General features: G+C 67.3%; 19 protein-coding genes and 1 tRNA gene. 10 read left to right on the top strand and 10 right to left on the bottom strand.

The window, feature by feature from the left end:
* Positions 1-38: 38 nt before the first annotated feature.
* Positions 39-500: a DUF2721 domain-containing protein gene (locus GGR46_RS20260; protein WP_183999801.1), complete on the bottom strand. Its 462-nt coding sequence runs from the start codon at positions 498-500 to the stop codon at positions 39-41.
* 47 nt (positions 501-547) lie between these two features.
* Between GGR46_RS20260 and GGR46_RS20255 the strand changes: the two genes are divergently transcribed.
* The 5 genes from GGR46_RS20255 to GGR46_RS20235 all read left to right on the top strand — a co-directional run bounded on the left by GGR46_RS20255 (position 548) and on the right by GGR46_RS20235 (position 4,804).
* Complete coding sequence (locus GGR46_RS20255; protein WP_221262869.1) at positions 548-904, top strand: SpoIIAA family protein; 357 nt, start codon at positions 548-550, stop codon at positions 902-904.
* Positions 905-949: 45 nt separating this feature from the next.
* Entirely contained in the window at positions 950-2,131 is a 1,182-nt protein-coding gene (locus GGR46_RS20250; RefSeq protein WP_183999799.1) for a GNAT family N-acetyltransferase, read from the top strand.
* Positions 2,132-2,236: 105 nt separating this feature from the next.
* Positions 2,237-2,926, top strand: a complete 690-nt coding sequence (locus tag GGR46_RS20245; protein ID WP_183999798.1) for a Crp/Fnr family transcriptional regulator — start codon at positions 2,237-2,239, stop codon at positions 2,924-2,926.
* A 157-nt stretch (positions 2,927-3,083) separates the two neighbouring features.
* The gene (gene xth / locus GGR46_RS20240) at positions 3,084-3,857 is read left to right on the top strand and encodes an exodeoxyribonuclease III (protein ID WP_183999797.1); all 774 of its coding nucleotides are present in this window, start codon (positions 3,084-3,086) and stop codon (positions 3,855-3,857) included.
* A 131-nt stretch (positions 3,858-3,988) separates the two neighbouring features.
* On the top strand, positions 3,989-4,804 hold the full coding sequence (locus GGR46_RS20235; protein ID WP_183999796.1) for an SDR family NAD(P)-dependent oxidoreductase: 816 nt from the start codon (positions 3,989-3,991) through the stop codon (positions 4,802-4,804).
* 70 nt (positions 4,805-4,874) lie between these two features.
* Here the strand turns inward: GGR46_RS20235 and trmB are convergent, their stop codons facing one another.
* The 6 genes from trmB to lnt all read right to left on the bottom strand — a co-directional run bounded on the left by trmB (position 4,875) and on the right by lnt (position 11,540).
* Entirely contained in the window at positions 4,875-5,555 is a 681-nt protein-coding gene (gene trmB, locus GGR46_RS20230) for a class I SAM-dependent methyltransferase (protein ID WP_183999795.1), read from the bottom strand.
* 38 nt (positions 5,556-5,593) lie between these two features.
* Positions 5,594-6,424: an EAL domain-containing protein gene (locus GGR46_RS20225; RefSeq protein ID WP_183999794.1), complete on the bottom strand. Its 831-nt coding sequence runs from the start codon at positions 6,422-6,424 to the stop codon at positions 5,594-5,596.
* 251 nt (positions 6,425-6,675) lie between these two features.
* Positions 6,676-7,716: a hypothetical protein gene (locus GGR46_RS20220; protein ID WP_183999793.1), complete on the bottom strand. Its 1,041-nt coding sequence runs from the start codon at positions 7,714-7,716 to the stop codon at positions 6,676-6,678.
* 67 nt (positions 7,717-7,783) lie between these two features.
* Positions 7,784-8,545, bottom strand: a complete 762-nt coding sequence (locus GGR46_RS20215; protein WP_183999792.1) for an EAL domain-containing protein — start codon at positions 8,543-8,545, stop codon at positions 7,784-7,786.
* A gap of 173 nt (positions 8,546-8,718) precedes the next feature.
* Positions 8,719-9,930 carry a methionine adenosyltransferase gene (gene metK / locus GGR46_RS20210; protein WP_183999791.1) on the bottom strand — a complete coding sequence of 404 codons (1,212 nt, stop codon included), beginning with the start codon at positions 9,928-9,930 and terminating at the stop codon, positions 8,719-8,721.
* Between the two features lie 71 nt (positions 9,931-10,001).
* Positions 10,002-11,540, bottom strand: coding sequence for an apolipoprotein N-acyltransferase (gene lnt / locus GGR46_RS20205; protein WP_183999790.1), 1,539 nt, complete (start codon positions 11,538-11,540; stop codon positions 10,002-10,004).
* A 170-nt stretch (positions 11,541-11,710) separates the two neighbouring features.
* On the opposite strand from lnt, the gene aguB reads away from it, so the two are divergent.
* Complete coding sequence (gene aguB / locus GGR46_RS20200; protein ID WP_183999789.1) at positions 11,711-12,562, top strand: N-carbamoylputrescine amidase; 852 nt, start codon at positions 11,711-11,713, stop codon at positions 12,560-12,562.
* A gap of 5 nt (positions 12,563-12,567) precedes the next feature.
* Here aguB and GGR46_RS20195 read toward each other — a convergent pair whose 3' ends face one another.
* Complete coding sequence (locus GGR46_RS20195) at positions 12,568-13,143, bottom strand: hypothetical protein (protein ID WP_183999788.1); 576 nt, start codon at positions 13,141-13,143, stop codon at positions 12,568-12,570.
* Between the two features lie 127 nt (positions 13,144-13,270).
* Here GGR46_RS20195 and GGR46_RS20190 point away from each other — a divergent pair, with 127 nt between their 5' ends.
* The gene (locus tag GGR46_RS20190; protein ID WP_183999787.1) at positions 13,271-13,936 is read left to right on the top strand and encodes a sulfite oxidase-like oxidoreductase; all 666 of its coding nucleotides are present in this window, start codon (positions 13,271-13,273) and stop codon (positions 13,934-13,936) included.
* Positions 13,937-13,951: 15 nt separating this feature from the next.
* Here the strand turns inward: GGR46_RS20190 and GGR46_RS20185 are convergent, their stop codons facing one another.
* A complete protein-coding gene (locus tag GGR46_RS20185; protein ID WP_183999786.1) occupies positions 13,952-14,248 on the bottom strand; it encodes a hypothetical protein in 297 nt (98 codons plus the stop codon).
* A gap of 66 nt (positions 14,249-14,314) precedes the next feature.
* Between GGR46_RS20185 and GGR46_RS20180 the strand changes: the two genes are divergently transcribed.
* Positions 14,315-14,713: a GFA family protein gene (locus GGR46_RS20180; RefSeq protein ID WP_183999785.1), complete on the top strand. Its 399-nt coding sequence runs from the start codon at positions 14,315-14,317 to the stop codon at positions 14,711-14,713.
* Here the strand turns inward: GGR46_RS20180 and GGR46_RS20175 are convergent.
* Positions 14,682-15,284 carry a uracil-DNA glycosylase gene (locus tag GGR46_RS20175; RefSeq protein WP_183999784.1) on the bottom strand — a complete coding sequence of 201 codons (603 nt, stop codon included), beginning with the start codon at positions 15,282-15,284 and terminating at the stop codon, positions 14,682-14,684. The two genes, GGR46_RS20180 and GGR46_RS20175, sit on opposite strands and share 32 nt — an antisense overlap.
* A 23-nt stretch (positions 15,285-15,307) precedes the next feature.
* On the opposite strand from GGR46_RS20175, the gene folK reads away from it, so the two are divergent.
* The gene (folK, locus tag GGR46_RS20170) at positions 15,308-15,808 is read left to right on the top strand and encodes a 2-amino-4-hydroxy-6-hydroxymethyldihydropteridine diphosphokinase (RefSeq protein WP_183999783.1); all 501 of its coding nucleotides are present in this window, start codon (positions 15,308-15,310) and stop codon (positions 15,806-15,808) included.
* Positions 15,799-15,874: transfer RNA gene (locus GGR46_RS20165), tRNA-Lys, on the top strand. The genes folK and GGR46_RS20165 overlap by 10 nt, the downstream gene beginning before the upstream one ends.
* Positions 15,875-16,158 lie beyond the last annotated feature (284 nt).

Raw genomic sequence — 16,158 nt, 5'->3', positions numbered from 1 at the left:
GCCTGAGACCCCGGCTTTCGCCGGGGTGACGCATATGCCTACTTCTTCCTGTCCAGCTCGAGCAGTTCCTCGCGCACATGGATCGCCTCGAGCGACATGCGCACCTCGACCAGGAAATAGATCAACCCGGCCATCAGCAGCAGCATCGAGATGATGAAGCTGATCGCCACCCAGATGCCGATGTGCCAGTTGGCCAGCCGCGAGACGAACATCATCGCGACGACGAAGCAGATGGCGAGGCCGCTGGCGGTGCACAGGAAGATCGCGTTGTTGATCACCGCGATCCGGCGGTCGATGATGCGCAGCTCCCAGACGTGCCGATCATGCTCCGGCCCGGTCGAGCGCGGATGAAGCTGCTCGATATTGCGCGCCCGATCGACGATACGCGCCAGCCGGCCGACCATGACGTTGAGGAACGCCCCGATGCCCGCAAGGAGGAACACCGGCGCGATCGCCGCCTGGATCGTTTCCGAAACCGTGGAGAGATAGGGACCTTCCATCAGTTGAGCCTTATGCCGGGTGCGAAACGAGGAGTGAAGTGCGGATGATGACGTTCGAGACCGATACGCAGGCGGGAGTGGTCGAGTTCCTCGTCGACGGCGGGGTTACCCGTGCAGAATATGATGCCGGGGTCGCCGCGATGGAGGCGGTGATCGCCGACAAGGGCACGCTCTCGGCCCTCGCGGTGATCCGCAATTTCTCGGGCATGGAGCTCGGCGCCTGGTGGAAGGACGTCAGCTGGGGCGCCACCCACATGACCAAGGTCCGCCGTGCGGCAATCGTCACCGACAGCACCTGGATCGAGATGATGACCAAGGCCGGCAGCATGATGGTCTCCGCCGAAGTGAAGCTGTTCAAGCCGGACCAGATCGAGGCCGCACGCGCCTGGGTGCGCGAGGGTTGAGCGTCATCACGGCTTGGTAACGGGTGGTGCGCTAAGAGCATGGCCATGTCGAAGCCGATGCTGCTCGAGGAATTCACGCGCCTGCCGCCGGCGCTCACCGTCGATTGCGTCGACGGGCTGGCCGGCGCGATCGACTCGGTCGCCGGCGCCGCCGCACCGTCGCACCGCTTCCTGCGCTATGGCTGGTTCGCCGCGGCGCTGAAGGCCTATGGCGGAGCCGCCCGCACGCTCACCGTGGCGCGCGAAGGCGAGCCGGTCGCCGCGCTGCCGATCGTCGCGTCCGGCCCGGCCTGGGCGAAACTCGTCTCGGTGCCCGGCTGCTACTGGCCGTTCCGCAGCTTCCCGGTGCGCGAGGACGCTGGGGTAGAGGCCGTGGAAGCCCTGCTCCCGCGCCTTGCCCGCGAAGCGCGCGCGCTGCGCGTCGGCCCGGTCTATGACGGCGATCCGGGTCTCGAACTGCTCAAGGAAGCCGCCAGGGCCAAGGGCTGGGCGGTGCTCGACCGTTTCGTCGCGGACAGCTTCCTGCTCGATATCACGGCGGCGCAGGGCGAAGGCCCCTGGCCGCGCAACTCGACGCTGAAGAAGAACCGCTTCCACGAGAAGCACCTCGGCTCCCATGGCGAACTCGACTGGAGCTTCGTCCACGGCGCCGACTGGACCGATGCGGCGTTCGATGCGCTCGCCGAGATCGAGGAGAAGAGCTGGATCGCCGACCGGACCGACGGCTCGGACGCGAAGTTCACGGCGCGCGGCCATGGCGGTTTCTGGCGCGCCGCGGCCGAGGATCCGGTGATCGCCAGGTCGATGTGGGCCGCACTGCTCCGCATCGACGGGACGCCGACCGCCTTCTCGTTCGACATGAACGCCGGCACGCTCAAATATGCGATCGCCAACAGCTATGACCCGCGCGTCGCAAAGCATTCGCCGGGCAAGCTGCTCTATTACCGCAATCTGGTCCGCGCGATCGAGGACGGCATCACCACGGTCGACTGGGGTGCCGGCGACAGCGGCTACAAGCAGGTGATCGGCGCCGAGAAGGGCCCGGCGATCCGCGACTGGCTGTTCGTGCGGCCGGGAATCGATGCGCTGGCGGGCAAGCTGCTGCGCTCGGCCTGGAAGCGCACCGGCCGCGCCGAGGGCGAATCAGCGCCGGCGAAAGCGGACCGCGTCCTCGATGCTGAGCAAAGCCAGGGCGGCGGCAAAGAAGGCGAAGGCAGCGATAACTAGATAGAGGTACATCTGGGCCCCTCTCCCGGGTGTTGACCCGCCTTGCCTGCGCCCTGGGACAATCCGCCGCTTTGACGATCGTCAAATGGTCGGCATAGTGGGAACATGACTGCCCAGCTCTGCTCCGACTGCGCGGTGCGCGACCGGGCGCTTTGCGCCAGCCTGGACGATGTCGAGCTGGATGCGCTCAACACGCTCGGTCAGAAGCGCAGGCTCGCCCGCGGCGAGACGCTGCAATGGGCGGGCGAAGAGAGCCTGGTCTGCGGCAACCTGATCTCGGGCGTGCTCAAGCTCAGCGCCACCACGCCCGACGGGCGCGAGCAGGTGGTGGGGCTGCTCTACCCCGCCGATTTCGTCGGCCGCCCCTGGGCCGACCATGCCGATTTCACCATCACCGCGCTAGGCGATGTCGAGCTCTGCGTGTTCCCGCGCGGACCGTTCGAGCGGGTGCTCGAGGATCATGTCCACATGGAGCGGCTGTTGCTCCAGCGTACCCTGGCCGCGCTCGACGAGGCACGCGGGCGGATGCTCACCCTCGCCCGGCTTTCGGCGCGCGAGAAGCTGGCGGGCTTCCTGCTCGACCTGGCCGATCGCTCCCATGGCTGCCGCGCCACCGCCTTCGGGCCGGTGACCTTCGACCTGCCGCTCACCCGCGGCGAGATGGCCGAGGTGCTGGGCCTGACGATCGAGACGGTGAGCCGCCAGCTGAGCAAGCTGAAGGCCGAAGGCGCGATCAACCTGATGGGCGCCCGCGGGATCACGATCCGAGATCGGGCAAAGCTGGAAGCGGCGTAGCCAGGCCGATAATCGTCATTCCGACCTACCGCCGTCATCCCGGCGAAAGCCGGGATCTCGTGCGGCTCCTTCCCCGCGCCTTCGCCTGAGATCCGGCTTTCGCCGGGATGACGATTGGGGCTCCGGAACTCTTCGCTCTCCGGGGAGATCAGGCGAAGTGAAGATCGCGACCTACAACGTAAACGGCGTCAACGGGCGCCTCCCCGTGCTGCTGCGCTGGCTGGCGGAAGCGCAACCCGATGTCGTGTGCCTGCAGGAACTGAAGGCGCCCCAGGAGAAATTCCCCGAAGGCGCGATCCGCGACGCCGGATACGGCGCGGTCTGGCACGGGCAGAAGAGCTGGAACGGCGTCGCCATCCTGGCGCGCGGCGACGATCCGATCGAGACGCATCGCGGCCTGCCCGGCGATCCAGAGGACGTGCAGAGCCGCTATATCGAGGCGGCGGTGAACGGGGTGCTGATAGGCGGGCTGTACCTGCCCAACGGCAATCCCAGGCCGGGTCCGAAATTCGACTACAAGCTCAAATGGATGGAGCGTTTCGCACGCCGCGCCGCCGATCTGGTCTGGCTCGGCGAGCCGGTGGTGCTGGCGGGCGACTATAACGTGATGCCGACCGATCTCGACGTCTACAAGCCCGAGCGCTGGCTGGACGACGCGCTGTTCGCGCCCGAGGCGCGGGCGGCCTATGCACGGCTGCTGGAACAGGGCTGGACCGACGCGCTGCGCCACCTCCATCCCGGCGAGACGATCTACACCTTCTGGGATTATTTCCGGAACGCCTATGCCCGCAATGCCGGGCTGCGGATCGACCATCTGCTGCTCAACGCGCCGGCAGCGAAGCGGCTGAAGCGCGCCGAGGTCGACCGGGAAGTACGCGGCTGGGAGAAGACCAGCGATCACGCGCCGGTATGGGTCGAGCTTTCCCAATAGGCGGCCCCTTCTGCGTGGCGAAGATGCCCTGCGCGCAGGGCTCATCGCCGCCGTTTCCGGCGCCCGGCCGATTGTGCAATAGCGCGCGGAATCGGAAGGTCCGACCGATCTCGGCATGGCAGGAGAGACAGATGGAAGCACTCGGAGCAGGCAATCTCGCGGTGGTGACGGGTGCCGCGGGCGGCATCGGCCTGGCAGTCGCCGAGCGGCTGGTGGCCCGCGGCATGCGGGTCTACCTCGTCGATCGCGCGGCCTCCGTGACGGAACGCGCGAGCGCGCTGGGCGACGCGGCGACGGGCTTCGTCGTCGATGTCAGCGATCGTGCGGCCGTCGATGCGCTGGCGGCGGAAATCCATGCGCGCTTCGGTGCCGTCTCGTTCCTGATGAACAACGCCGCGATCTCGGGCGGCGCCGATGCGCTGTCCGGGCCGGCGATCTGGGACCAGGTGATCGGCGTCAACCTGATGGGCGTCCTGCACGGCGTGCAGGCCTTTGTGCCCGCGATGATCGAGAGTGGCCGGCCCGCCATGATCGTCAATACGGGCTCGAAGCAAGGCATCACCCAGCCGCCCGGCAACACCGCCTATAATGTCAGCAAATCGGGGGTGAAGGCGCTCACCGAGGGGCTGGCGCACACGCTGCTCGAGACGACCGGGGATCGCCTGACCGCCCATCTGCTGATCCCGGGCTTCACCTTCACCGGCATGACCGGCGGCGGTGGCGAGAAGCCGGACGCCGCGTGGAGCGCAGGGCAGGTGGCGGACTTCCTGTTCGAGCGGCTGGCACAGGGCGACTTCTACGTCCTCTGTCCGGACAACGACGTTGCGCGATCGATGGACGAGAAGCGAATGGCGTGGGCAATGGGCGACGTCATCGAGAACCGTCCGGCCCTGTCGCGCTGGCATCCCCGCTACAAGGAGGCCTTCGCTGCCTTCATGCAGGGCTGATACCTGTAGCGCGCAATGGCCGGCGTGACGCCACGCGAAGTGCTGGCCATGGGGTTCAGGCTATTCGGCCTCAAACCCGCACGTAGCGGAAGTACCAGACCTCGTGCCCCAAGCGCCGTGCCTTGCGCTCGTAGCGCGTCTCAGGCCAGTCGTCGGGACGGGTGAGGAAGTCCTCGGCGGTCTTCGCCTGCCATTCGAAATCGCGGCGCTGGTTCATGATCATCATCGCCCAGCGGACATAGACCGGGTGATCGGTGCCGAGGCGGAACTCGCAGCCCGGCTTCAGCTTGGCCGCGATGATGTCCATCGGGCCGTGATTGACCATCCGGCGCTTGGCGTGGCGCGCCTTCCGCCAGGGATCGGGATGCAGGAGGTAGAGCCGGTCGAGGCTGGCATCGGGCAACCGCTCGAGTATTTCGAGCGCATCGCCCATGTGCAGGCGGACATTGGTCAGGTCGCCGTCGCGGATATGGCCTAGCGCGCCGACCACACCGTTGAGGAAGGGCTCGCAGCCGATAAAGCCATGATCGGGCCGCGCGGTCGCCTGGCCGGCGAGATGCTCGCCCGCGCCGAAGCCGATCTCGAATTCGAGCGGCCGGCTGTCACCGAAGAGGATCTGGGAATCGAGCGGGCCGGACTCGGGCACGCTCACCTGCGGCAGCAGCGCCTCGACGAGTTCGGACTGGCCCTGGCGGAGCTTGTGGCCAGCGCGGCGGCCATAGAGACGGCGGATGGAAACGGGATCGGACACGGGCCGCCTGTTAGCGCGCCCCGCGCAGAGAACAAGCTTTAGAGCGCCTGGGCGATCGACGAAGAGGCCGACGGACGATTGCTGGCGCTGCGCTGGTGGGCGGCGAGGCGGCGATGCTGCGGCACGGTGCTGCGCGGTTCGCGGCGGGCGATGTGCGGGCGGGGCAGCGGATGGGCCTGGGCCGGGGCGATCCAATCGCCCTGCATGTGGCGGATGCCCATGGTGCACAGCAGGACCAGGTCCTCGCGGCGGACGATGCCGTTGGCGATCAGCGTCACGTCCATGTTGCGGGCGAGGCGCAGCACGCCCTCGACGATGACTCGGCGGGAGCGGCTGTCCGAGATGTTGCGGACCAGCCCAGCGTCGAGCTTGACGAAGCGCGGGGTGAAACGGCCGAGGAGGCGGACGGCGAGCGGGCCGACGGCGAAGCTGTCGAACGCGATGGCGATGCCACGATCGACACAGGCCTGGGCCAGCGCGGCGACGGGGGCGAGGTCGCCGCGCTCATCGGCATTGATCTCGACGACGATGCGGCCGAGCGCGACGCGGTGCTCGACCGCGGTGCGGAAGAGATGGGCGAGCAAGGCATCGGGCGCGCCGCCGGCGGCGCCGACGGGAATGGCGAGCAGCGCCTCCCCTTCGAGCAGCCCGGCATCGAGGGCACCGGTGATGGCCGCGCTGATCCGGTCCATCTCGAGCTCGGCCCGCGCTTCCGGCGCGAGCGCCGCGGCGATCTGGGCGAAGCTGCGTCCCTGGGCCGAGGCGATCGCCGCCCAGGCAAAGGGCAGGCCGGTCGCCGTGGCGATCATCGGCTGAAAGGCAATGGCGAGGCCAGACTGGGGTCCGTGCTGGGCAGGTTCGGTTTGCATGATGCTCCCTTTCTGCTGCCCCTTAAAAATGGTTAACGATATCAACTCCATTCCGTGCGTCGCCGAAGGGGGATTCCCCCCATGGGGATTCTACCAAGCGGGCTGGCGGCGGATTCGGCTTGCCCCACGGGAATCCGCGAGTCGCGGCGAGATCCCGAGAGTCGGCTGCGAAACAATCGCCCGAAGATTACAACCGGAATGGCGGTATCTACCGATGGACCGGCACGCGAATCGTGGCGCGCCCACGCGAATCACATGGTGATTGTCAGATCCCCGCTGCCCCGCGTCGTGCTCGACACCGGCTTGAGCCGGCGGATCGCGTCGAAGGCAGCCTGGGGTGACGGCAGCTTGTCGAAGTTCGGATAGATGAGGGTCCGATCGAGCGCGCCGAGGCTGAGCATGTAGCCCACCTTCTTGCCCTCCAGCGGAAAGGCGGGCGTGACATTGATCGTCACCCCGGCATCGCCGGCCGCGAGCACATAGGCATTGGTGGCATCATTGGCACGATAGACACCATAATCGCCGCCTGACGTTCCCTCGCGGCACCAGACGGGCGGCGGGGACGCCTTGGCCGGCGCCTCCTTCTCGACCTCCTCCTCCTCGGGGACGCCGAGAAGCACCGCGCCCATCAGCGCCTGCGCCATATCGGGCTTTCTGGGCTTGGCCTTCCGGTCATAGGCCAGCACGCCGGCGCAGGCGGCGACGGGCACGGCGGCCGGCGACGCTGCGACCTTTTCGGGCCATGCGATCCCGGCTACGACCTCGCCCAGCCTGACCTCGAGCGCGGCGGGATCGAGTTCGGTCGAGCTGGCGCGCACCGCCACCAGCCATTCGCCGAGCGGGATCATCACCAGGCCCATGCTCTTGTAGGCACCGCTTCCCGGCACATAGACCCGCTGCAGGCCGGAGACAGCGTCGGCATGCGGCGGCGTGAAGGCGCGGATGGGGCCCGCGGGCGCGGGCCTCCCGAATGCATCGTTCCGCAGCAGGATCTGCGTCTCCGACCGGTCGAACCAGATCGGAACGCTCATCAGCGAGGGCCGGAAGATGTAGAGCGTCACGCGGGTCGCCTCGCCCTCGGCATATTGCACCATCACGTCGAGCTCGCTTCCGCTCGAATCGGCGATCGTGCCGCGCGGATAGCCCGCGATGCTCGGGCGGAGGACCAGGCCGGTTTCGGCATGCTTCCAGCTGGCCGTGGCCGGCATGTCGATCCGTGCCTGATCCTGCGCGGCCACCGGCGGGATCGCGGCGGCGCACAGGGCAAAGGCGAACAAGGTCGTGAAGCGCATGGCGAGATCCCCCTGCCCGAAGGCTAGGGGCTGGCGGTCAAACCGCAAGCCATGGATTGTACCGGAATCAGGCGGCGTTGCGTGCCGCCGGCTGGGGCAGCATGCCCGTGGCGGGCGCGCCGACATAGCTGCCCTGGACCAGCGGCACGCCGAAGCTGCGTAGCCGCTCATAGGCGGCCTCGCTGTCCACCCCGGCGGCGGCGATGCGCAGGCCGAGGCTCTGCATGCGGCGCACCAGATCCTCGATCGCGATACGGCGCGACCAGCTGGAGGCCACGGCACTGACCAGCTCGGGCTCGATCATCACCAGGTGCGGCGCGAACTTCCCGCAGGCGGCCAGGCCCGATTCGTTCGGGCCGATGCCGTGAAAGGCGACTGCCGGACCCAGCTTGTTGAACACGTGCATGACGTCGGCGAGCTGCGAGCTGGTGATCGCCTGGTAATGGTGCAGCATGAACACCAGCCGCTCGGGCACGATGTTGTACTGGCGCGCGGTGATCAGCGCCGGCTGGATATGCTCGGCGGGATCGACGATCGCCGGCGCGCTCAGCGGAATGGCGAGGCGGCCGCCCGAATTGGCGAAGCCGGCGGTCGCCGCCCAGCGGATCGCCGCGACGGCGCAGCGGCGATCGACGTCGCAGCGCTGCTCGGCCGAGAGCTGGTCGAAATCCTGCGCGGCGGGCGCGCCGTTGCGCTGCACCTGCGCCTCATAGGCGTGGATGCGGCTGCCGGCGATCTCCGCGATGGGCTGGAAGGCGATCGCAAGTCCCGCGCTCGCGCCAGCCGATGCCGCTGCTTCCGGACCCATCATCGAATTCTCCGACTCCACCGACTCGCTCCTTTCCCGTCCTTCCTGATGAAGAATTGCGGTTGCTCAGTGCTTTATAGGATGGCCCGTATCACTACGGAGGATTCGCGCGATTCCAGCGCCCGGAAACGAGAAAGCCCCGCGCCGGAAGGTCCGGCGCGGGGCTCTCGATTGCTTGCCTTCGAAGCGAAGGATCAGGCCAGGGCGGCCTTCAGATCCTCGACCAGGTCGGTCTTCTCCCAGGGGAAGAAGTCGCCTTCCGGCTTGCGGCCGAAGTGACCGTAAGCGGCGGTCTTCGAATAGATCGGCTTGTTGAGCTGCAGGTGCGTGCGGATGCCGCGCGGGGTGAGGCCGCCCAGCTTCTCGATGCCCGCGATCGCGGCTTCGATCTTGTCGTCGCCGACGGTGCCGGTGCCGTGGGTGTCGACATAGAGCGACAGCGGCTTCGACACGCCGATCGCGTACGCCAGCTGGATCGTCACGCGCTTGGCGAGGCCGGCGGCGACGATGTTCTTGGCGAGGTAGCGGGTGATGTACGCCGCCGAACGGTCGACCTTGGTCGGGTCCTTGCCCGAGAAGGCGCCGCCGCCGTGCGGAGCAGCACCGCCATAGGTGTCGACGATGATCTTGCGGCCGGTGACGCCCGCGTCGCCGTCCGGACCACCGATCTCGAACGAGCCGGTCGGGTTGATGTGATACTCGGTGGCATCCGAAAGCAGCGCGGCCGGGATCACGTCCGCGACGACCTTCTTCACATAGGCCTTGAGCTCGGCTTCCTTGTCGCCCTCGTCATAGCCCTTGCCGTGCTGGGTCGAGACGACGATCGCGGTCGCCGCGACCGGCACGCCATTGTCGAAGCGCAGCGTGACCTGGCTCTTGGCGTCCGGCTCGAGGAACGGCGCGGCGCCCGAATGGCGGTCGGCCGCCATGCGCGCGAGGATCTTGTGGCTGTAGTCGAGCGTCGCCGGCATCAGATCCGGAGTCTCGTCGGTGGCGAAGCCGAACATGATGCCCTGGTCGCCGGCGCCTTCGTCCTTGTTGCCCGAAGCGTCCACGCCCTGGGCGATGTGCGCCGACTGCGGGTGCAGGTTGTTCTCGAAGCGGAGCGTCTCCCAGTGGAAGCCGTCCTGCTCGTAACCGATGCGCTTCACGGTGTCGCGGACGGTCTTCTCGACCTCTTCCTGCACGCCCGGGGCCCAGTTGCCCTCGGTGTCCATGATGCCCTTGCCGCGGATTTCACCGGCGAGGACGACCAGCTGGGTGGTGGTCAGCGTTTCGCAGGCGATGCGGGCTTCGGGGTCCTTCGAGAGGAACAGATCGACGATGGCGTCGGAAATCTGGTCGGCGACCTTGTCGGGATGGCCTTCCGAGACCGATTCGGACGTGAAGAGATAATTGGAACGCATGGTTTTCCTCAGACAATGGGAGGAAAGCGCGGCCGTTGCCATGCCATATAAAGCTTTCCTTATATGTCGCCCTAGCGAGCTAGGCGCCTGAAAGCAATTGCCAAGACTATAGAAGCGAATGCAGCGATCAGCGCGAGCCAGTTGCCGAGGCGGGAAAACAGCGTCGGCGGCGCGGCCTTGGGAAGCGGCGCCTCGATCGCGCCCTCCTGCCCGGCAGGCACGGTGCCGACCAGCCGGCCATGGGCATCGATGATCGCCGAGACACCGGTAGGCGTCGCACGCAGGATCGGCAGGCCTTCCTCGATCGCGCGCAACCGGGCCTGGGCAAGGTGCTGCACCGGCCCCCAGCTGCCGAACCAGGCATCGTTCGAAGGATTGAACAGGAAGTCGGGGCGATGGCGCCGGTCGACGATCTGGCCCGAGAAGATGATCTCGTAGCAGACCGCCACGCCCGCCTTGCCGAACCCGCCGACATCGAGCGTGCGCGGGCCCGGCCCCGGGATGAAGTCGATATCGCCCATCACCAGCCGCGCCAGCCCGAGCGGCGCGAGCAGGGTGCGCATCGGCAGATACTCGCCGTACGGCACCAGATGCGCCTTGTCATAGCGCTGGCCGAGCATGCCGGCAGGATCGACGGTCCACACCGAATTGCCCGCGCCGGTCAGCTTGTCGCCTTCGAAGAACAGCGCGTTGCCGCCCACCATCGCACGGTCCTTGGGTCCCAGCAGCCCGCCGATCCGTCCGCGCACCCAGCGCGGATCTGCATCGCCGTAGAAACGCTGCGGATAGCCGTCCTCGACATAGTAATTGACCATGCCCTCGGGCCACACGACCAGCCGCGGCGCAGCGCCAGGCTGGCCACTCCACTCGACGAGCTTGGCGAGCACGCGCGGCGCGTAATCGGGCTGGTCGACCCCCTCCTGGCCGATATTCGGCTGGACGACACGGACGTGCGGACGGGTCATGTCCTCGACCACCCGCCCGGGATTGAGCACGAAGCCGGTGACGAGCAGCACAGCGGCGGTGACGAGCGGCACCCGATACTGGTGCTGGGTGGCGAGATAGAGCGCGCCCGCGACAAGGATGGTCAGGCCGGACAATGCATAGGTGCCGGTGAAGGCCGCGAACTGTGCGACCGGCGTCGGCACCCAGATCACCCCCATCGGGTTCCACGGATAGCCGGTGAACAGGGTGGCGCGCAGATATTCGGTGACGATCCAGGCACCCACGGCGGCCAGGACGAAGCCGAGGTCCGGCTCGTTCCACCGCGCCTTGACCAGCCGGGTGAAGCGCCAGGCGAGGCCCATCGCCACCGCCGGATAGACCGCCAGGTAGAGTGCGAGCAGCACCACGGCGAAATAGCCGAGCACCGGCGGCATCTTGTCCTGGAAATCGAAGGCGTGCTGGATCCAGTTGTTGCCCAGGGTGAAATGCCCGACGCCGAACACCCAGCCGCGCAGCAGCGCGCTCTTCGTGCTCGGCGCATGCCAGGTCAGGTGCAGCAGCACCGCGATGCAGGCGAGCGTGACCGGCCACCAGTCGAGCGGGGCGAATCCGGTGGCGGAAAGGAAGCCGGCGATCAGCGCGACGAGCAGGGGACGGGTGAGCATCGGGTGCGTGCTTAACCGATCCCTCCCCTCTTCGTCATCCCCGCGAAGGCGGGGATCCAGAGCCAGGCAGGGCTGTCCTTTGCCACCCTGGATCCCCGCCTTCGCGAGGATGACGGTTGAAGAGGGCGGACGGGTAGCAGAATCGCCCCACCCACATTATGTGCCGCGCCATGACCGAGATCACCGTCGCCGCCCTGCAGCTCGCCTTTTCCGACAACATCGACGCGAACATCGCGAACGTGTCGCGGCTCGTCCGCGAGGCCGCGTCGCGCGGCGCCCAGGTGGTGCTGCCGCCCGAGCTGTTCGAAGGCGAGTATTTCTGCCGGGTCGAGGACGAGGGCCTGTTCGCCAATGCCGCGCCGACCGCCGAGCACAAGTCGGTGCGTGCGATGCAGGAGCTGGCGCGCGAGCTGAAGATCCACATCCCGACCAGCTTCTTCGAGATGGACGGCCATCATTACTACAACAGCCTCGCGATGATCGATCCGGACGGCAAGATCGCCGGCGTCTATCGCAAGAGCCACATCCCCGACGGCCCCGGCTACGAGGAGAAGTTCTACTTCCGGCCCGGCAACACCGGGTTCAAGGTTTGGAACGGGCCGGACAAGACCACCCTCGGCGTCGGCGTGTGCTGGGACCAATGGTATCCCGAGACCGCCCGCGCGATGATGCTGATGGGCGCCGACATCCTGTTCTACCCCACCGCGATCGGCAGCGAGCCGCATGACGACAGCCTCGACACCGCGCGCCTGTGGCGCCGGGCGATGGTCGGCCATGCCGTTTCGAACGTCGCTCCGATCGTCGCCGCCAACCGGATCGGCACCGAGCACGGCCAGACCTTCTACGGCACCAGCTTCATCACCGACGAGCGCGGCGACATCCGCGCGGAACTGGACCGCGAGGAAGAGGGCGTGATCACCGCCACGCTCGACCTGACGCTGGCCAAGCGCCACCGCGCCGCCTTCGGCTTCTTCCGCGACCGCCGCCCGGAGCTGTACGGCCGGCTGGTGCAGGATATCTGAGTGGACTAGGGCTTGGCCTCATTACCCACGAATCCAAGGGGAAAGCCGGACGCCATCAAGGCATAGGTGAGGCAGGTTCCCGCTTCATCCGCGAACTGATGCGCCTCCTGTCGCTTCAGCCATTCCGGGCTGAACCCATAGCCGCCGTCCATCGCCTGAAAAGCGCCGGCGGCTTCCGCTCCGCATAGTTGTTCGATCCCGTGCACAAAGGCCGCATTCTCCCCGGCGCGATGTTCGGGGAGCCTGTCGATCAGGCCATGCGCCGCAAGCCATGCCCGTCCTTTCTCACGGAAATGGGCGATAAGGCGGGCACCGCGAATTGCATTGAAGCGCCATTGCAAGGCCAGCGACAATCGGACTTCAAGATAGCCCGACGCTCTGTCCAGGCATGCCAACTGGTCATCGCGTGCCCGGACCGGTCTCCGAAGCACAAGGACTTCGATCTCCAACTCCTGATCATAACGGATCTTTGGACGCCCCAACCCGCATTGCGACATGCGTTCCACCGCCAACTCAGGCGACAACAATTCATGAATGGGAGGCGATTGCTGCATGCCGAAAAAGAGCAGAGCCAGGATCATTGCTCCAAGCTGACACCAAGCTCCGGCCACAACAATCGAAACTCTATCCGAATTGCACCTTCGGGTAGCTTGCTACGTGCCCAGGATTGGGAGCATTCTTGCCGGCGTTGACCAAGGAGCCGCGCCGATGGACGACCCCGAACTCCCCGAGGATAGCAAGCTCACGCTTTCGAAGCAGCAATGGGCGAGCCAGGGCAAGTTCCTGACCGGCCATATCGCCCGCCCCGAGGAGGAGCGGCTGCCGCCAGGCCAGCATCTCACGGTCAAATGGCCGGTGCTCGATCTCGGCCGCCAGCCCGACATACCCACCGAACGCTGGAAGCTCGAGGTGACCGGGATGGTCTCGCGGCCGGTCACGCTCGACTGGGCCGGACTGATGGCGCTGCCCCAGACGCGGCTGGCCAGCGACATCCACTGCGTCACCAGCTGGTCGCGCTACGACAATGACTGGCAGGGTGTGCTGACCCGCGACCTGCTCGCGCATGTCGAGCCGCGCGACGAGGCGCAGGCGGTGATGCTCCACGGCTATGACGGCTATACCACCAACGTCCTGCTCGCCGATTTCGCCGTGCCCAATGCCCTGATCGCGCATGGCTGGGCCGGCAAGCCGCTGGCGCGCGACCATGGCGGCCCCGCACGGCTGGTGATCCCGCACCTCTATTTCTGGAAGAGCGCCAAGTGGATCCGCAAGATCGAGCTGATCGGTGCGGACAAGCCCGGCTTCTGGGAGGTCAACGGCTATCACCTGCGCGGCGACCCATGGGCCGAGCAGCGCTATAGCCGCGATCCCTAGGCCGGCACTGCCGGATCAGCGCTGCCGGTCGCCCAGGCGGTCGCTGATCTTCACCGGCTTGTCGCAGCCATCCTCCAGGCGCACCACGCCGAGATACTGGCCGGCCAGCGGCTCCTGGCCGAGGTTGCGGACGGGCGCGGTGGTGTCGCGCTGCACCGTGTAGTCGACCCGTGCGTTCTCGCACCCCGCTGGCTTCACCGGCTTGGCGGCCTCGGCCGGCAGCGCGAAATGCGAAGGCAGCTTGGCCAGGTCATTCTCGCCGGCGACGGCCGCGGCGGGCAGCAGGGCAAGGGCGAACACGGCGTAACGCATCAGGACACTCCCTCTTTATCGGGCCGGGCATAGCATGCGGCGCAGTGCTTCTCTATGTCCCGGCGCATGCATGTCACCGGAAGCTGCCATTGCGGTGCGATCCGCTACGAAGCCGAGGCGGACCCGGCCCGGGTCGCGCTCTGCCATTGCACCGATTGCCAGATCCTGAGCGGCTCGGCCTGGCGCGCCTCGGTGCGCGTCGACGCGGCGGACTTCCGCGTCACCGGCGAACCCAGGGTCTATGTGAAGACCGCCGCCAGCGGCACCCGGCGCGGCCAGGCCTTTTGCGGCGAATGCGGCTCGGGCCTCTATGCCTTCACCCCCGCCGATCCGCGGGTCTATGCGATCCGCCTCGGCTCGGTCGACCAGCGCGCGGAATTGCCGCCGCAAAGCCAGATCTGGTGCGATTCGGCGATCCCCTGGGCGCTCGACGTCAGTTCGCTTCCGGCCTCGCCAGGGCAATAGCCCGCGCCACCACCGCCTCGAGCATCTCGGGCGTCAGCCGGCCGGTATTCTGGTTGTAGCGCGAGCAGTGATAGCTATCGACCAGCCACTGCCCGCGATGCATGCGGTGCTCGGCGCCGTGCGCGAAGCGGTGCTTGGGGAGCTTGCCGCCCATCGCCTTCACCGCCGACTGGTGCGCGATCTGGCCGAGCGCCAGCACCACCGGCGCCTTGAGTTCCGCCGCCAGGAACGGCCGGCAGGCATGGATCTCGGCGGGCTCGGGCTTGTTCTCGGGCGGCAGGCAGCGCACCGCGTTGAGGATCACCACGCCCCTGGGTTCGCCGCCCTCGGCCAGCCCGAACTTCTCGAGCGTCGCGAACAGCAGGTCGCCCGAGGCATCGCCGGTAAAGGCCCGGCCGGTACGGTTGCCGCCATGCTTGCCCGGCGCCAGCCCGACGATCGCGATCGGCGCGTCAAGGTCGCCCAGCGCGGGCACCGGGGCGTTCCACCAGTCGGGATGCGCGGCGCGCAGCTCGTTACGGAGCGCCACCAGGCGGGGGCAGAGCGGGCAATCATGGCTTGGCGCGGACATCCGTGCGCGATAGGCGCCGGGACGTGCCGAGGACAAGCTATGCCATCGCGATCGGATCGAACCGCCGGGGCCGCCACGGCTCCCCGGCGCGCGAAGTAGGGGCGGCGATCGCGGCACTGGGCGGGGTGATCGCGGTTTCGCCGATCCTCCATACGCCGCCGCTCGGCCCGTCGAAGCGCCGCTTCGCCAATGCCGTCGCGCTGATCGAGAGCGACGAGGCGCCCCCTGTCCTGCTCCGCCGATTGAAAAGCATCGAACGCGCCTTTGGCCGGCGGCGTGGGCAGAACTGGGCGGCGCGGGTGATCGACCTCGACATCGTCCTGTGGTCCGGCGGAAGCTGGAGCGATTCGATGCTCACCGTGCCCCACCGGCTGTTCCGGACACGCGATTTCGTCCTCGCGCCGCTGGTGCAGGTGGCGCCCGGGTGGCGCGATCCGGTATCGGGCCTCAGCATCCGCCAGCTTCGCAGCCGGTTGACCCGCAGGATGCCCGCATCTAGGGGCAGGGCCGGTGTGGGTCCGTAGCTCAGTCGGTAGAGCAAGCGACTTTTAATCGAGAGGTCATGGGTTCGAATCCCATCGGACCCACCACCGAAAAGCCGCAAACACTGGCACAAGCTAGCATTGTCATTATTGGCCAAGGAATGTCATCGGCGGGAGAGTTGCTCTCGCGAGTCGCCCCGGTCAGGGATCCGCTGGCCCCTCCTTCTCGACGCAAAGCGTCCAGAGCGCGACCTAGCCTGATGCTATCATAATGGATGAAAGGGCAAAGGGAGCGCAGCGCGACACGTAAATTTGAATGGCCGAGTTCCCACATGCCGCCGGCTGAGGGACTAAGGTGACGACGAAACATCTCGCAACGTTAAGTGAGATGA

The sequence above is a fragment of the Sphingomonas kyeonggiensis genome, from assembly GCF_014196745.1.
Taxonomy (GTDB): domain Bacteria; phylum Pseudomonadota; class Alphaproteobacteria; order Sphingomonadales; family Sphingomonadaceae; genus Sphingomonas; species Sphingomonas kyeonggiensis.
Note: the sequence above shows the minus strand (reverse complement) of the source record. Positions and strands in the feature narration are given on the sequence as shown.

Excerpts from the sequence above, each read along its gene's own strand:
- GGR46_RS20255 (WP_221262869.1), top strand. The coding sequence starts at position 548 with ATGACGTTCGAGACCGATACGCAGGCGGGAGTGGTCGAGTTCCTCGTC.
- GGR46_RS20250 (WP_183999799.1), top strand. The coding sequence starts at position 950 with ATGTCGAAGCCGATGCTGCTCGAGGAATTCACGCGCCTGCCGCCGGCG.
- GGR46_RS20195 (WP_183999788.1), bottom strand. The coding sequence starts at position 13,143 with ATGATCCTGGCTCTGCTCTTTTTCGGCATGCAGCAATCGCCTCCCATT.
- GGR46_RS20220 (WP_183999793.1), bottom strand. The coding sequence starts at position 7,716 with ATGCGCTTCACGACCTTGTTCGCCTTTGCCCTGTGCGCCGCCGCGATC.
- GGR46_RS20185 (WP_183999786.1), bottom strand. The coding sequence starts at position 14,248 with ATGCGTTACGCCGTGTTCGCCCTTGCCCTGCTGCCCGCCGCGGCCGTC.
- aguB (WP_183999789.1), top strand. The coding sequence starts at position 11,711 with ATGACCGAGATCACCGTCGCCGCCCTGCAGCTCGCCTTTTCCGACAAC.
- GGR46_RS20175 (WP_183999784.1), bottom strand. The coding sequence starts at position 15,284 with ATGTCCGCGCCAAGCCATGATTGCCCGCTCTGCCCCCGCCTGGTGGCG.
- GGR46_RS20235 (WP_183999796.1), top strand. The coding sequence starts at position 3,989 with ATGGAAGCACTCGGAGCAGGCAATCTCGCGGTGGTGACGGGTGCCGCG.
- GGR46_RS20245 (WP_183999798.1), top strand. The coding sequence starts at position 2,237 with ATGACTGCCCAGCTCTGCTCCGACTGCGCGGTGCGCGACCGGGCGCTT.
- GGR46_RS20225 (WP_183999794.1), bottom strand. The coding sequence starts at position 6,424 with ATGCAAACCGAACCTGCCCAGCACGGACCCCAGTCTGGCCTCGCCATT.
- GGR46_RS20180 (WP_183999785.1), top strand. The coding sequence starts at position 14,315 with ATGCATGTCACCGGAAGCTGCCATTGCGGTGCGATCCGCTACGAAGCC.
- metK (WP_183999791.1), bottom strand. The coding sequence starts at position 9,930 with ATGCGTTCCAATTATCTCTTCACGTCCGAATCGGTCTCGGAAGGCCAT.
- GGR46_RS20260 (WP_183999801.1), bottom strand. The coding sequence starts at position 500 with ATGGAAGGTCCCTATCTCTCCACGGTTTCGGAAACGATCCAGGCGGCG.
- GGR46_RS20190 (WP_183999787.1), top strand. The coding sequence starts at position 13,271 with ATGGACGACCCCGAACTCCCCGAGGATAGCAAGCTCACGCTTTCGAAG.
- lnt (WP_183999790.1), bottom strand. The coding sequence starts at position 11,540 with ATGCTCACCCGTCCCCTGCTCGTCGCGCTGATCGCCGGCTTCCTTTCC.